Source organism: Candidatus Paceibacter sp. (genome assembly GCA_013360865.1).
In the GTDB taxonomy this organism is placed as follows: Bacteria; Patescibacteriota; Minisyncoccia; order UBA9983; family UBA9983; genus SURF-57.
Window position 1 is genome coordinate 1 of record JABWAS010000004.1, and the last position, 13,232, is coordinate 13,232.

Sequence of the window (13,232 nt, forward strand, 5' to 3'; positions counted from 1 at the left end):
TCCGGAGCGACGCGATATGCTTTTTTCATATAACTGATTCTACAAAATTACGCTGATAATTTCATGGAATCAGTGTCTTAAATTTGGGGTACCTGGCAAACTTTCCTTTGTAAAAAACATGCTCTCTCTTTTTTCCTTCCGTTTTGAAGCCCAATTTTTTGTATAAATTTACCGCTCTTTTGTTGTAATCATAAACAGACAATTCTACCCGATGAAGTTTTAATTTGTTAAAAGAGTAATTGAGCAAAGTTGTGATTGCATCCCTGCCGTATCCTTTGTCCCAATAATTTTTATCCCCGATAAAAATACCGAGAACGGCGTTTTTGTCTTGCTTCTTAATATGATGCAAACCCACGCTGCCGACGTGTACTTTGTCTATCGTGTCTATTGCGAATATTTTGTCATTTTTTCTTTTTGGAAGATTCTTGATCCACTCTCTTTCTTCTTTTAATGTCAGGCTTTTCCTCGTTGTATATTTATTGACGCTTGTATCGGACATCCATACGAAAAATCTATGAGCATCACTCATTTTTATTGGCCTTAAAATAATTTTATCGCCGCTCAAAATCATAAAATATTAACTGTAGGCAAGTTAGTAATTCTTAATATTATTTTGTTATAATACAGCGATGAAAGCAACCATGAACAGCGAACAACACGGATTGTTTAAAATAACTCAAAATATTTTTTTAGTTAACGAGGAGGGAGGGCTTCTTTTGCTGCAGCATAACAGCGGCAAATGGCTTCTTGTCGGAGGACGACTAAATGTTTCAGAACGATGGGATAACGGGCTTAGAAGGGAAGTAAAGGAAGAAACGGGCATATCGGATTTTTCCATAGACGGCATATTGCAGGTTGATAATTGGGAGCACAAAGGGCTTCATCAATACGGCGTTTTCTTTGTCGGGAAAACAAAAAAAGAAAATAAAATCAGTCTTAGTGACGAACACATAAACTATAAATGGGTAAAAAACATGGAAGAAATAAAAGAGCTTGATTTTTGGTCAACGGAGTTGAAGGAAAGAATACTCGGCGGATTTAAAAAAATACAAAACTTGCCAGGTCGTTTTTTGTAAATATATTTATCTTTGTATGCTCAGATCGGAACGCATTGCCAAAAAAATAAACGAAAAAATTGAGAGCTGGTTAAAAGACCAAGCTAAATTAGTCGTGGCTGTTGACGGTTACGCCGGATCGGGCAAGACCACGGTCGCCGACTTCATTGCCAAAGAGAATCCGGACGCGCTGGCGGTCCATCTGGACGATTTCATCAATCATTGGAAAGACAGAAAGAAAATGATCGAACAAACTGAAGATAAATCGCGAGTTTTTGAATATGACTGGTTTCGCTATGGCGATTTGGAAAAGCTAGTCAGTGAGTTTAAAAACAAAAGCAAAGGCTCAGTCAAATTAAAAACTTACGACTATGACAAAAATGACTTCGGTCCACTGAAAACATTTGATCTGTCAAAGAAAATTTTAGTAATAGACGGTATCTTTCTTTTCCACCCCGGGCACAAAATAAGCAAGGAGTGGGACAAAAGAATTTACCTTGATGTTGATTTTGCCAAAGCGGATAAGAAACGGATCGCCCGAGAAAAGAAAAAATGGGGCAGTGCTTATATTCCGGAAAGTCACCCCGATAATTGGACTAGGTATTACAAAGAAGCTTACCGAAGATACGCGGAAGAATGCAGGCCTAAAAACAACGCCGATCTGGTCTTTAAAGTTTAATTTTGGCAATTTTCCTCTATAATGGCTAAACGAACTTCATCCCAAGCGCGGAGTCACTAAAAAAGCTAGTATTTGTGTTGGTTGTTTTTTTATACCTATCGTGGAGTTAGAACTTTTTTAAAGGAAATAGTGAGTTGAAGTGTAGGAATAAAATCTGTTACAAAATTAAAAACAAGTAAATGGAAAAAATTCACAAGACTGAAGAGGAATGGAAAAAAATACTTACTCCGGAGCAGTATAAAATACTACGACAGGGCGAAACCGAACCTGCTTTTACTTGTCCAGTACAGGAGTTGAAAATTGATGGTTCGTATAACTGTGTTGCTTGCGATTTAGCACTTTTTCGTTCTGAAGCCAAATTTGAATCCGGTACCGGATGACCAAGTTATTACAAACCGATTAATCTGGAAAATATTATTGAACGTCCTGATAATTCTTTTGGTATGCGCCGCACAGAAGTACTTTGTGGCAGATGCGAGTCTCATCTTGGCCATGTTTTTGATGATGGTCCCCCACCAACGGGAAAACGTTATTGCATAAATTCAGTGGCGCTAAAATTCAAACCAGATAGAGATGATGGAGAAAATTAATTTACAAAAAATTGAAAACGTAGCATTCGGAGGCGGATGCTTTTGGTGTACAGAAGCCGTGTTTTTGATGCTCAAAGGTGTTATTACTGTGACCTCCGGCTATGCTGGAGGCAAACTGCCTAATCCTACTTATGAGCAGGTTTCTACCGGGACTACGGGCCATGCAGAAGTAATTTTAGTTGAATATAATCCAGAAATGATATCTTTTGAAAAATTGCTGGAAGTGTTTTTTGACAGTCATGACCCAACAACTCTGAACCGCCAAGGCAACGACGTTGGGACCCAATATCGTTCAATTTTGCTTTACACAATGCCTGAACAACAACAATTGGCGGAAGGCTACATTAAAAAACTTGGAAATTCAAAGAAGTACAACAAACCAATAATCACTGAACTTGTTCCCTTGGAGAAATTTTACCCCGCGGAAGAGGAACACGAGAGATTTTATGCAAGACATCCCGAAGAAGGATATTCAACGGCTATAATCAAACCAAAAACTGAAAAGATAAAAGAGAAATATTCTAAACTAATAAAAACCCCAAAACATTAGTGAGTACCAGGATAGGGCAGTCGACAATTACTTTGCCCATATTTTGCATATTTTGCGCAGAATTGAGCATTATTGAGTAGATTTCGAGCAAACTTGCATAGATTTTGTAGATATCCGGGGATGTTTAGCAAAAATTAAATTCAAATAAATATTATGAGATTACAATTAGAAAAGTTTGGAAAAACACTGATATCGCGAGAGCTGGGCAGCGAAGCATATAGAGCCTTTCAGCCAACCTTGCGCGATTTTGCGCCAACCGAGGAATTGGAAATAGATTTCTCCGGTATCTTGACCATCTCGCCTTCTTGGGTTGATGAATTTTTAAGCCCGCTTTTAAATGTTCTCGGCGAGAGATTGGCGCTTCTTCCGAGTGACAATCTCTCCGTGCAGGCAACGCTCAAGATCCTTCAAGAGGCGAATAAAAAAGTATTTAAGATCAAGGGCAAATAGATCTTTTTGAAACAGCCGCCGCCCGTCCGCCAACCGGTGGACTCGCGCATAGCAAAAAAGTTTTCTCTGCTTTTCTGATTTTGCGCGCGCCGGATTTTTTCTTCTAAAAGGAAAAGAAAACTTTTTTGCTGGCTTCTGCTCTGACCGAGCAGGGCGGCAAGGCTGGCCTATATTTTTGCTCGGTCGCGGCGGAATTACCCCACACCCCCTTCCGCCTCGCCCTCGCTTGGGCTGGCGAATTTTTTTGCGGAGCTCCAGTGCGCGGGCAAGTTGGCGGAACTCACTAAATTAGTATATGACAATTTGGAATATAACACAATGGAATATTACCATATAGATAACTATGGTTAAAGCAATTTTATCAAAAGACCATAAATACACTGTTGAGCAGTTGAAAAAAGCTCGCCAAGAGGCCGGTTTAGATCAGGCGGAAGTAGCCAAACTGCTCGGGAAAACCCAATCTCATGTCTCAAAGGTAGAAGCCGGACAGAGGCGTATTGATATTGTTGCACTCAAGGAGTTTGCCTGGATTTATAAAAAGCCACTGGATTATTTTTTGAAATAACATGTCTGGCCTTTCTGATTACATAAAAAATAGATTCGGGGTTGATGAAGACATCTTCCTCGAAGCAATAAATATAAGCCCTAGTGCCAGGGGGTATATTATGGGTGCAATAAGTGAGTTATTTTTGGCTGAGTATTTAAAAAAGAAAGGTTTTGAGGTTCTTAGGATTAAAGAAAAACCGAAAGGCGGCAACAATGCAAAAAGTTCTGAAGCTCGAGGCGATTTTTACATTCGACCAATAAATTCCGAAGAAGATAAATGGTTGGTTATAGAGAGTAAAGGACTAAAAAGCAACTCAGAATTTCGGGGAGATAAATTGAATAGTCCGGACAAGCTATTTAGATTCCTTAAAGCTGTTGTGTCTTTAGCGAAAAACAAGTCAAAAACTTATGAGAATGGTTTGCGCTCGTATAAGCGAATAAAAGCGTTATGGGAAGCAAAAAACAAAAGAAAGTCATTTCCACAATTTAATTGGAATAAAGAATTTCCCGGTCCCATTGCGTGCGACTTGAGTAAAATTTGGAAATCTGAAGACGATTTGAAAAAATGGGTGTACGCTTTGCCAAAAGAACTATTTACTGAAACAGCCTATAGAAAAGTTGCGGGCGCGATAGCAATCCTTGAGACTCACCAACCGAGTACTAGAGTTGCGCCCATAACTGGTTTAAAACAAGCTGCTCCTCTTGTAAGTGACTTTAACATTATGGCCGTTGATCTCTTTTTAAGAACCGGAAAACATGAGTTTGTTTTTATGAATTCGTCGGAGATTAGTCATTCGCCGACTTCTCCCGAACACTTATACCAAAATTATGTTATTGATATTTTAGTCAAAGGGAGAAAAGAGGAGCTTCGGATAAATCGCCCTTGGTATACCGATATCGAGGCGTGCATCAAAACAACCAAACCACAATATCGGATTATTGATAAAAGCCAGCTTGATAACAGAGAAGTAGAGGAAATGTGAGTTATCCACATTGAGATAATACACCGCTGTGTAGTATAATTTACACAACGGTGTATTATTTTACTTAATTTTATGCAAAAGCAAATGCTTTTTCCAGAGTTGGAACAAATATCAAAAGACGACCTTAAAAAGGCCGAGAATCTTTTTAAGGTTTTTGGCGATATTCATAACCACATTTATGCTAACGATGGTCTCTCCTCTCAAGAAGCCTTTGCCGAAGTTCTAAAATTGCTTTTTATAAAAGTTGAAGATGAGCGAGGCGATGAAAAAAAATCAAAATTTTATATTTCGGAAGTTGAGAAAGATGAAATTAGTGATGGACGAGACGACACATTTCGTAAAAGGATTGTAGAGCTTTTTGATAAAGCAAAAAAGGACTACGACGATGTTTTTGATGAATCAGAAAAAATCAATCTCAAAACTGCGACCCTGGCATTTGTTGTTAGCAAACTTCAAAACCTCAATCTTTCTCGTTCGGAGAGAGATGTTAAAGGAACGGCCTTTCAAAAATTTGTTTATTCTCATCAGCGTGGAGAACGCGGCCAGTTTTTTACACCTGATCCAATAATCCGGCTCTGTGTAGAATTTTTATCTCCACAAAAAAATGAGAAGGTCCTCGATCCTGCGTGCGGTACCGGCGGTTTCTTAGTAGAGGCCATGAAGTATGTTTGGCAAAACAATTTCGCAAATATTAAGGACAGCGAACAAAGAAAAAAGAAAGAAATGGAATATGCCGAAAATCATCTTTTTGGTATAGAAATCAATCCTCTTGTCGCAAAGGTAGCAAAAATGCGAATGATTTTAGAAGACGATGGCTATTCTGGAATCGTCAATACTAATTCTCTTTCAAATATCCATGCTATACAGAAGGAATTTTCAAAATCCACGAAATTAAACAAGATTGAAGGTTCTTTTGATTTAATTTTGACTAATCCACCATTTGGTTCTCAAGGTAAAGTTACAAACGAAAATGTTTTGCGAGATTTTTCACTTGGATATAAATGGTCAAAGGATAGTCGTGGAAAACTCGTTGCTACCAATCAATTACAGAATGGGCAAGTGCCGGAGATACTGTTTATCGAGCGTTGTCTTGGGTTATTAAAAGACGGAGGAAAACTAGCGATAGTTCTTCCAAATGGCGATTTTGAAAATTCCAGCCTCGATTATGTCAGAGAGTTTATAAATTCTAAGGCTAAAATTTTAGCAGTTGTTGCTTTGCCACCCGAAACTTTTATACCCCATGGGACGGGCGTTAAGGCCTCGCTGTTGTTCTGTCAAAAACTTTCTCCGGTAGAACTGGAGGCGCAAAAGAAAAAGGACTATTCGATTTTCTTTGCCAAGATCACAAAAGTTGGTTATGAAGGAAATAAGAATGGCACAATTATTTATAAAAAGGATTCGCAAGGAAGGGTTGTGGAAAATCAGGATGGCGATCCTATCATTGATGAAGATATATCAGAAATAATCTCGGCATATTCTCAGTTTAGAGAGAGCAAAAAAATAAAAGCAAATAATAATATATTTACACTACAATATAGTGAGCTGAATAACCGATTTGATGTTGAGTACTACAATCCCGAATATCGTAAAATTCGAACTCTACTTTCGAAAGGAGGCGCTAAAAAACTTGGAGAGCTAGTTGAAGTAGTAACTAGAAAAAGCAAGAGACTCAAAACTCCGGAGGCGGTGATTCGCTATGTCGAATTATCTGATGCAAGTTCTATAAATGGCGAGCTTGTTTCTTATTCAGAGATGCAGGTGCACGAAGCTCCTAGTCGCGCTTCTTATGAAATTGAGGAAGGAGATATTATTACTGCAGTTGCCGGTAACTCTATCGGAACAAAAAACCATGCCACAGCAATTGTAAGGCGAGATTTTAGTGGAGCAATATGTACGAACGGTTTTAGAGTTTTGAAAGCAAACAGCATTAATCCATATTATCTTTTCGCAATTCTACGATCTGATATTTTTCTATCACAAATATTTAGATTACGGACTGGGGCGGCAATACCTTCGGTTTCTGATGAAGATTTAAAAAACATCCTAATTCCTATACCTCCAGAGACCGAACAGAAAAAAATAGAAAAAACAATCCGAGAAGGTTTAGAGTTGAGAGAGAAATCACGTCAGCTTTTAGACGGTATCTCTCTGGAGGCATATATTTTGAAGTAAATTTACATGACAAGATTTTTCACATGCAAAAAATTAAAAGAAAAATTAGAATTATCCTTTATAAACTTTTCGGTAATTTACTCTTTGAATTAAAAACAAGAAAAAGAAGAAAGATACATCAGAAAATTAAACGAGAGCATTCCAAGCTTGAATCAGCTTTTAGGAAGCTAGAACAGAATTTGCAGGGAATAAATTACCCGAACAACGATTTTAATAAAATAATGTCGATGGTGCTCTCAGATTTAGAGTTATTTGAGCACATTGTCCGACGATTTAGACATGATAGACAGATTTTGAGCTACATTTCCCGGGATGATCAATTTTTGCACTTTTTAGGCCCAAATAAGAGATCGTACCCGTCTCATCCATACGAGCGCGATAATAATGCGGCAATAAAAATTGATGTTCAATCACTGTTTATGTTTGGAATGATTATGATAAGTCGGAGCCTGTTACTGTTAAAAATGTATCTGCCAGATAGAGGCAGTAAAAATGGAGAAGGGATGTATCATAAAATTGGGAATTTTTATTTTGAACTTAGCCAATCTAATCGGTTGTCGAATTTGTCACAAAAATTTAAGGATAATTTTCTAACCAAAATTAAGTGGCTATATTCTGCCTTGAGGTTTTACAGAAATGAATTTATTGAGCATTTGGATAAGGGATATCAGCAAGGCATGAATTTTGGTGTTTATGGTAACGATTTTGCGCTTTCGTCATATAAATGGAACTATGGTGATAGCGATGACGAAAAAGTAGAAAAATTTAGGGCTAAACTTGAAAATGCAGGGGTTCAGATTTCTGGCAGAAGTAGTGGAGGTCGGAGTTTGATAAATAGATATTATATACAAAGAGTATTTGATAACATTGAATACGTGCCAGACAATTTATTAAAAGAAGCGCTAGACCTTATTGAAGAGGTGGGAGTTCATTCTCCACAACCGGAAAAAGTTATATCGGAAATAGAAGGATATATGGTGGGCGTATTAAATTTTATGTCCGATGAGTTGAAGAGTAGCGAATTGATCAAATATAAAAATAGCTCCGCAAAAAAATTCGCCAGCCCAAGCGAGGGCGAGGCGGAAGGGGGTGTGGGGTAATTCCGCCGCGACCGAGCAAAAATATAGGCCAGCCCTATTCTATATGGCCGATTTTGTGGTAAAATAAGTAAAAAGATTTTTAATTGCAGAGCTGCGGTTGTTTATAATGAAAAATATTTTTAAGTTAATTTTTTCTGTTGCTGTTTGCGAACTCGCCGGATTTATAGGTTCTCTTTTTACCATGCCGGCGATAATGTCGGGCTGGTACGCCGGACTGGCCAAACCGGAACTCGCGCCCCCGAATTGGATATTCGCTCCGGTCTGGACGGTCTTGTTTGCCTTGATGGGCGTGGCCGTATTTTTAGTGTGGAAAAAAGGACTTGGAAACAAGGGAGTAAAGACCGCGTTGATAATTTTTGACACGCAGCTTGTTCTGAATGTTATTTGGTCGGTGATTTTCTTCGGGCTCAAAAGTCCCGGCTGGGCATTTGTGGAAATTGTTTTCCTCTGGTTGGCTATTCTTGCCGCGATCATTGCGTTCGCGCGCGTCTCCAGGCCGGCCGCCTGGCTTCTGGTTCCATACATTATCTGGGTGACTTTCGCCGGATATCTCAACTACTCAATCTGGCAGTTAAACGCATCTGGTTCAGGACAAGTTGCCTGCACGCAGGAGGCCAAACTTTGTCCGGATGGATCATATGTCGGGCGAGTCGGACCTAAGTGCGAATTTGCTCCGTGTCCCGGAGGAAATAACGACCTTTGGAAAACGACTACGGACGAAAAGACCGGCACAACATTCCAGTATCCGGAGACTTTGCTCACCACATACATCCAGACCGTAGATTGGCCGCCGCAGGTTCAGGTGTTGAATGAGACATATACTTGCACCGAAGCCGGAGAAGAAACCGCCCGTGCTGGTAAAACCGAAAGGCGAATGGTTGATAACCGCGAATACTGCCGCACGAGCGTCGTGGAAGGCGCGGCCGGCAGTATCTACACGCAATATGCTTATGCGTTTCTGAAAGATAATAAAACCGTCATTTTCACTTTTACCACTCGCGCGACGCAATGCGGCAATTATGACGAAACTGAGCGAGAATCGTGCGAAGGTGAAAGAGAAACTTTTGATATTGATAGCGTCGTTGACCGCATGGCGCGAAGCGTTAAATTCTAAAAAATAAAATATGGAAAATTACAAACATACGCAAATTGGTTACCTGATGCTGGTTATCACGCTGGCCGTGTTGGCGCTTTTCGCGTGGCTTCAAATTACGGCCAGAGCAGAGCCGCCCTCATACAATTCCGGCGCGAATTTTGCCATAACCGCCATAATGGCGTTAATTCTGTTTATTCTCGCGTCGTTTTCGACGCTGACCGTCGCCATTGACGGGCAGCTTTTGAAAGTCCGTTTTGGCTGGGGTATTTTCCGCAAAAAGTTTCCTTTAACCGAGATCGCCGCGGTCAGGAAAGTAAAAAATCATTGGTATTATGGCTGGGGCGTCCGATTGCGGTTTTGGCCGCGTATGTGGATTTTTAATGTCTCCGGCTTTGACGCCATCGAACTTACCATGAAAAACGGAAAAATCTATCGCATCGGCACCGACGAGCCGGAAAAACTGGAAATGGCTATCCGGCAAGCGGCACATCTATAAATAGTTCCCACAAAAATTAGCCAACTTGGCGGTTTTTTGGTAAAATAAAAACATGAAAGGAAAGGACTGGTTAAAGTTGGCTATTGCTGTCGGTGTTTTTGGGCTTGCCGGCTATCTTGTTTACTCAAACCGGCGGCTTAGTCCGGATGATTTCGGACAAACGGCTTGCACGCAGGAGGTCAAGCTTTGCCCGGGCGGATCATACGTCGGACGCGGCGGGCCGGATTGCGAATTCGCGGCTTGTCCGGCAGCAAAATCATCTTCAAGCGAGGCGGCCGTCAAATCTAAAGAACCAAGCGCAATAAAGACCGTGGAGCAGATCGGAAAGAAAACCGAAAAACAAACAGCGCCCCAGACCCAAAGCAAGAATTATTCCTCGTCAATTTCTCAAGCGGCATCCTCATCGCTGGCGCCGAACCCAGAGCCGGTAAAAAATAATTCAGACAGGCTTGTGTTGCATAACATCGGCATAGAGCTTGAGCCGTATGCGGCCGGAAATCGCGCCGGCGATATTGTGTTTACGAAGTCAATCGGCGAACATTTTTACAAAAAGGCCTTTATGGAATTCGGGACAGAGTTGACCGGACCGGGCGGCACGGACATTATGCCGCATCCAACTTATATTCTGCCTCTAGGAACAAAATTATTTTCCCCGGTAAAAGGAGTCGTGGAAAACATCAGATACCAGCCGGATCACAACGATTATGAAGTAGTCATCGTACCCGACGGATACTCAAACTGGCGGTTAAGTTTTGACCATGTGACTAATTTAAAAGTCGCCAAAGGAGACAGGCTTGAGGTTAAAGGTGTCGTCGCCGAGGTGGCGCCAAGCTCTAGTTCGGCCGTTCCTGCCGGATTCGGGCTGGTGGAACTGCAGGTGTGGGGAGAAAGGTCTTTCTTTCAATCCGAAATGATGGCGACTTGCCCTTTTCTTCTTTTGGATGAAAGCGTAAGGCAATCCATTTATGACAAAATCACCCGGCTGGCCAACGACTGGGAAAATTATCTGGGCCAGGACGTTTACCGGCAGGAAAAGTGGGTTGCTCCCGGCTGTCTTTATGAAACGGCCGGCGCCTGACGGTAATAATTCAACTCTTAATACTCTTTTAATGCAAGTCCCGGTTATAATTCAGGGAAAAGTCGCGATGACAGCCTTTATCAAATAAAATTTTATTATTTTAATTATTTTAAATTATGAAAATGAAAATGAATCCGGTGGTGCATTTTGAAATGCCCTACGAAGACCGGGAACGCGTGGCGAAATTTTATCAAAAAGCGTTTGGTTGGGAAACGCAAATGATGGGGGAAGATATGGGTAATTACGTCCTGGCCATGACAACCGAAACCGACGAGAAGCGCATGGTTAAAAAACCGGGCGCCATAAACGGCGGATTTTACCCGAGGGCTTATGACCCCAAAGAGCGTTATTCCCCCCGCATTGTAATCGCCGTGGATGATATTATGGAAGCGATAAAAAATGTGAAAAAAGAGGGAGGAATGGTGGAGGATGAGCCGATGGACATCCCCGGCGTCGGCCGTTTTGTTATCTTCGCGGACACGGAAGGTAATTACGTGGGAATGATCCAATCGGTTAACATGTAAAGACGTGAAAATAATCCCGCCGCGGCGGAGTTGTTTTGCTAAAACATGAATAAAAAACTTTTTATTTTAATTTTCGTTGCGGTTGCCATCGCCGGTTATTTGGGCTACTCAATTTTAACCTCCAATAAAAACCAGGAAACCATCGCGGTTAAGCTGTATTATTACAACCCCGCGCTGGATAAAGACGCGGCTGGGAATATTATGTGCGGCAGAAACGGTTTGGCGGCGGTTCGGCGAGATATCCCCAAAAATAAAATGCCGATTCAAGACACGATCCGGCTTTTGCTTAAAGGAGAGCTTACCGCGGAAGAACACGCTCAGGGAATAGGCACCGAATATCCGCTGGAAGGTTTTTCTTTGAAAGAAGCTTTTCTGAAGGACGGAATTTTGACACTTGAATTTGAAGACAGTAAAAACAAAACCGTCGGCGGATCGTGCCGCGTCGGTATTTTGTGGTTCCAGATTGAAGCGACGGCGAAGCAATTTCCGGAAGCGCGCGAAGTCCGTTTCCTGCCGGAAGAAATTTTCCAGCCTTAAAAAGTTAATAGTTTTTTAATTGCGGATATTTAAAGATAATTAAATAAAATATAAAATGAAAAAATTTTTGATTATAATTTTTGTTTTGATTTTGGCGGGAGCGGGTTTTTACTTTTTAAAAGACAAAATTGGCGGAGGAAACATCGGCGGCAAAGAAGCTTTTTGTACTCCGGAACAGAGAAATGTTGACGCTTGCGCTAAGATTTACAAACCGGTTTGCGCCACGGTCAACATCCAGTGCATTAAAGCTCCATGCGAGCCGATAAAGCAAACTTTCGGTAACTCCTGCGAGGCTTGCCGCAATTCTCTGGTTAATTCATACATTGAGGGCGAGTGTGAGGGGAATTAGACATCGCCTAAAAACGTGGACAAATTGGGAAATAAGTTGCTATAATTTAATAAATCGAATGTGCGCTACAAAATTGAGCGCGTTTACATTATTAATTAATCTATAAATAAATTATCATGAAAAATATTTTAGTGGGCGTCATAATCATTGCCGCCGTGGCGGCGGGCGTGTATTTTTACAATCAGAGGAATCAAAATCAAGAAGGCGTGTTTCCTACGGAAAATCCCTTCAGTTCATCCGCTATTTCAACGTCCCCGATTTCTGGTAAAGGCGAGGTTGTCTTCGTTGTGGCGGATAAATCCGTTGACCTTCAAGGCGTAAGCGAGGTGGAACTTACTGCCAGCCGCATGGAACTGTACAGCGCCGGAAGCGGCTGGGTTGCGGTTTCAGGCCAGGCAAAAACCTATAACCTGCTCCAACTTAAATCATCGGACCAGCTTTCACTGGCGGGGAGGGCTGATATTGACTCCGGAACCTACAACCAAGTCAGGTTAACTATTGATAAAGTCGTGGTGCAAACCAAGAATGGGGCAAGACTGACCGCCAATGTTCCTTCCAATACTTTTGCCGTAGCTAACACCGTCGTTGTAAACAGCGGAGAAACAGCCACGGTCAAATTGGATTTCAACGTTGCTGAATCTCTGCACACCACGGTCAGCAATGAGTATGTGTTCGCGCCGGTGGTTGAGGTTGAAGCGAGAAGCAATGCCGATGTCGCGGTTGGCTCCAACAATATCGTGTCAATTAGCGGCGGTTCAGTTTCCAGCGACATAAAAGCCGGCATGGATCTTAACGGAGAAGTTAAAATAAATTTCAAACTTGACGCGGGCGCGGTAATTAAACTGGAAGGCGGGGTGCTTGAGCTCAACCTGTAGTTTTAACTGAAGAACAAAATCGTAAAAAGTTTCAAACATTGACAAGACCTAGTTTATTCGCTAGGCTTGTTGAAGTTTTTTTAATGTACTTTTATTTATAAAAACTCTAAAAAGGAGGTGGTTATGACACAATAAGGAAGTTGTTTTTTATT

Annotated in this window: 16 protein-coding genes and 1 pseudogene; 16 read left to right on the forward strand and 1 reads right to left on the reverse strand. The window is 41.2% G+C overall.

Translation table 11 applies throughout. The features are described from left to right. Positions 1–61 precede the first annotated feature (61 nt). Positions 62–529 carry a GNAT family N-acetyltransferase gene (locus tag HUT38_01195; protein ID NUQ57093.1) on the reverse strand — a complete coding sequence of 156 codons (468 nt, stop codon included), beginning with the start codon at positions 527–529 and terminating at the stop codon, positions 62–64. 112 nt (positions 530–641) lie between these two features. On the opposite strand from HUT38_01195, the gene HUT38_01200 reads away from it, so the two are divergent. From HUT38_01200 to HUT38_01275, 16 genes and pseudogenes are all read left to right on the forward strand, one after another. After that, the gene (locus HUT38_01200) at positions 642–1,076 is read left to right on the forward strand and encodes an NUDIX hydrolase (GenBank protein NUQ57094.1); all 435 of its coding nucleotides are present in this window, start codon (positions 642–644) and stop codon (positions 1,074–1,076) included. A 16-nt stretch (positions 1,077–1,092) separates the two neighbouring features. Then, positions 1,093–1,734: a hypothetical protein gene (locus HUT38_01205; protein NUQ57095.1), complete on the forward strand. Its 642-nt coding sequence runs from the start codon at positions 1,093–1,095 to the stop codon at positions 1,732–1,734. 179 nt (positions 1,735–1,913) lie between these two features. After that, positions 1,914–2,324: pseudogene (msrB, locus tag HUT38_01210) on the forward strand (peptide-methionine (R)-S-oxide reductase MsrB). Continuing rightward, positions 2,311–2,874 (forward strand): peptide-methionine (S)-S-oxide reductase MsrA, encoded by a 564-nt coding sequence (gene msrA / locus HUT38_01215; protein ID NUQ57096.1) that lies wholly within the window; start codon positions 2,311–2,313, stop codon positions 2,872–2,874. The pseudogene msrB and the gene msrA overlap by 14 nt, the downstream one beginning before the upstream one ends. A 153-nt stretch (positions 2,875–3,027) precedes the next feature. Further along, positions 3,028–3,324 carry a hypothetical protein gene (locus tag HUT38_01220; protein ID NUQ57097.1) on the forward strand — a complete coding sequence of 99 codons (297 nt, stop codon included), beginning with the start codon at positions 3,028–3,030 and terminating at the stop codon, positions 3,322–3,324. Positions 3,325–3,667: 343 nt separating this feature from the next. Beyond that, positions 3,668–3,889, forward strand: coding sequence for a helix-turn-helix transcriptional regulator (locus HUT38_01225; GenBank protein ID NUQ57098.1), 222 nt, complete (start codon positions 3,668–3,670; stop codon positions 3,887–3,889). Position 3,890: 1 nt separating this feature from the next. Then, positions 3,891–4,853 (forward strand): hypothetical protein, encoded by a 963-nt coding sequence (locus HUT38_01230; protein ID NUQ57099.1) that lies wholly within the window; start codon positions 3,891–3,893, stop codon positions 4,851–4,853. Positions 4,854–4,937: 84 nt separating this feature from the next. Then, positions 4,938–7,025: an N-6 DNA methylase gene (locus HUT38_01235; GenBank protein ID NUQ57100.1), complete on the forward strand. Its 2,088-nt coding sequence runs from the start codon at positions 4,938–4,940 to the stop codon at positions 7,023–7,025. Positions 7,026–7,048: 23 nt separating this feature from the next. Beyond that, a complete protein-coding gene (locus HUT38_01240) occupies positions 7,049–8,125 on the forward strand; it encodes a hypothetical protein (GenBank protein NUQ57101.1) in 1,077 nt (358 codons plus the stop codon). Between the two features lie 106 nt (positions 8,126–8,231). Next, a complete protein-coding gene (locus tag HUT38_01245; GenBank protein ID NUQ57102.1) occupies positions 8,232–9,239 on the forward strand; it encodes a tryptophan-rich sensory protein in 1,008 nt (335 codons plus the stop codon). Positions 9,240–9,249: 10 nt separating this feature from the next. Beyond that, positions 9,250–9,717, forward strand: a complete 468-nt coding sequence (locus HUT38_01250) for a hypothetical protein (GenBank protein ID NUQ57103.1) — start codon at positions 9,250–9,252, stop codon at positions 9,715–9,717. A gap of 52 nt (positions 9,718–9,769) precedes the next feature. Continuing rightward, entirely contained in the window at positions 9,770–10,795 is a 1,026-nt protein-coding gene (locus tag HUT38_01255; protein NUQ57104.1) for a hypothetical protein, read from the forward strand. 128 nt (positions 10,796–10,923) lie between these two features. After that, positions 10,924–11,319 carry a VOC family protein gene (locus HUT38_01260; protein ID NUQ57105.1) on the forward strand — a complete coding sequence of 132 codons (396 nt, stop codon included), beginning with the start codon at positions 10,924–10,926 and terminating at the stop codon, positions 11,317–11,319. A gap of 45 nt (positions 11,320–11,364) precedes the next feature. Continuing rightward, complete coding sequence (locus HUT38_01265) at positions 11,365–11,856, forward strand: GerMN domain-containing protein (GenBank protein NUQ57106.1); 492 nt, start codon at positions 11,365–11,367, stop codon at positions 11,854–11,856. Positions 11,857–11,911: 55 nt separating this feature from the next. Continuing rightward, positions 11,912–12,205 (forward strand): hypothetical protein, encoded by a 294-nt coding sequence (locus tag HUT38_01270; GenBank protein NUQ57107.1) that lies wholly within the window; start codon positions 11,912–11,914, stop codon positions 12,203–12,205. A 116-nt stretch (positions 12,206–12,321) separates the two neighbouring features. After that, positions 12,322–13,080 (forward strand): DUF4382 domain-containing protein, encoded by a 759-nt coding sequence (locus HUT38_01275; GenBank protein NUQ57108.1) that lies wholly within the window; start codon positions 12,322–12,324, stop codon positions 13,078–13,080. Positions 13,081–13,232: the final 152 nt, after the last annotated feature.

What these genes read in the sequence shown, in the direction of transcription:
- HUT38_01195 (NUQ57093.1), bottom strand. Translation starts at nt 529, where the DNA reads ATGAGTGATGCTCATAGATTTTTCGTATGGATGTCCGATACAAGCGTC.
- HUT38_01200 (NUQ57094.1), top strand. Translation starts at nt 642, where the DNA reads ATGAACAGCGAACAACACGGATTGTTTAAAATAACTCAAAATATTTTT.
- HUT38_01205 (NUQ57095.1), top strand. Translation starts at nt 1,093, where the DNA reads ATGCTCAGATCGGAACGCATTGCCAAAAAAATAAACGAAAAAATTGAG.
- msrA (NUQ57096.1), top strand. Translation starts at nt 2,311, where the DNA reads ATGGAGAAAATTAATTTACAAAAAATTGAAAACGTAGCATTCGGAGGC.
- HUT38_01220 (NUQ57097.1), top strand. Translation starts at nt 3,028, where the DNA reads ATGAGATTACAATTAGAAAAGTTTGGAAAAACACTGATATCGCGAGAG.
- HUT38_01225 (NUQ57098.1), top strand. Translation starts at nt 3,668, where the DNA reads ATGGTTAAAGCAATTTTATCAAAAGACCATAAATACACTGTTGAGCAG.
- HUT38_01230 (NUQ57099.1), top strand. Translation starts at nt 3,891, where the DNA reads ATGTCTGGCCTTTCTGATTACATAAAAAATAGATTCGGGGTTGATGAA.
- HUT38_01235 (NUQ57100.1), top strand. Translation starts at nt 4,938, where the DNA reads ATGCTTTTTCCAGAGTTGGAACAAATATCAAAAGACGACCTTAAAAAG.
- HUT38_01240 (NUQ57101.1), top strand. Translation starts at nt 7,049, where the DNA reads ATGCAAAAAATTAAAAGAAAAATTAGAATTATCCTTTATAAACTTTTC.
- HUT38_01245 (NUQ57102.1), top strand. Translation starts at nt 8,232, where the DNA reads ATGAAAAATATTTTTAAGTTAATTTTTTCTGTTGCTGTTTGCGAACTC.
- HUT38_01250 (NUQ57103.1), top strand. Translation starts at nt 9,250, where the DNA reads ATGGAAAATTACAAACATACGCAAATTGGTTACCTGATGCTGGTTATC.
- HUT38_01255 (NUQ57104.1), top strand. Translation starts at nt 9,770, where the DNA reads ATGAAAGGAAAGGACTGGTTAAAGTTGGCTATTGCTGTCGGTGTTTTT.
- HUT38_01260 (NUQ57105.1), top strand. Translation starts at nt 10,924, where the DNA reads ATGAATCCGGTGGTGCATTTTGAAATGCCCTACGAAGACCGGGAACGC.
- HUT38_01265 (NUQ57106.1), top strand. Translation starts at nt 11,365, where the DNA reads ATGAATAAAAAACTTTTTATTTTAATTTTCGTTGCGGTTGCCATCGCC.
- HUT38_01270 (NUQ57107.1), top strand. Translation starts at nt 11,912, where the DNA reads ATGAAAAAATTTTTGATTATAATTTTTGTTTTGATTTTGGCGGGAGCG.
- HUT38_01275 (NUQ57108.1), top strand. Translation starts at nt 12,322, where the DNA reads ATGAAAAATATTTTAGTGGGCGTCATAATCATTGCCGCCGTGGCGGCG.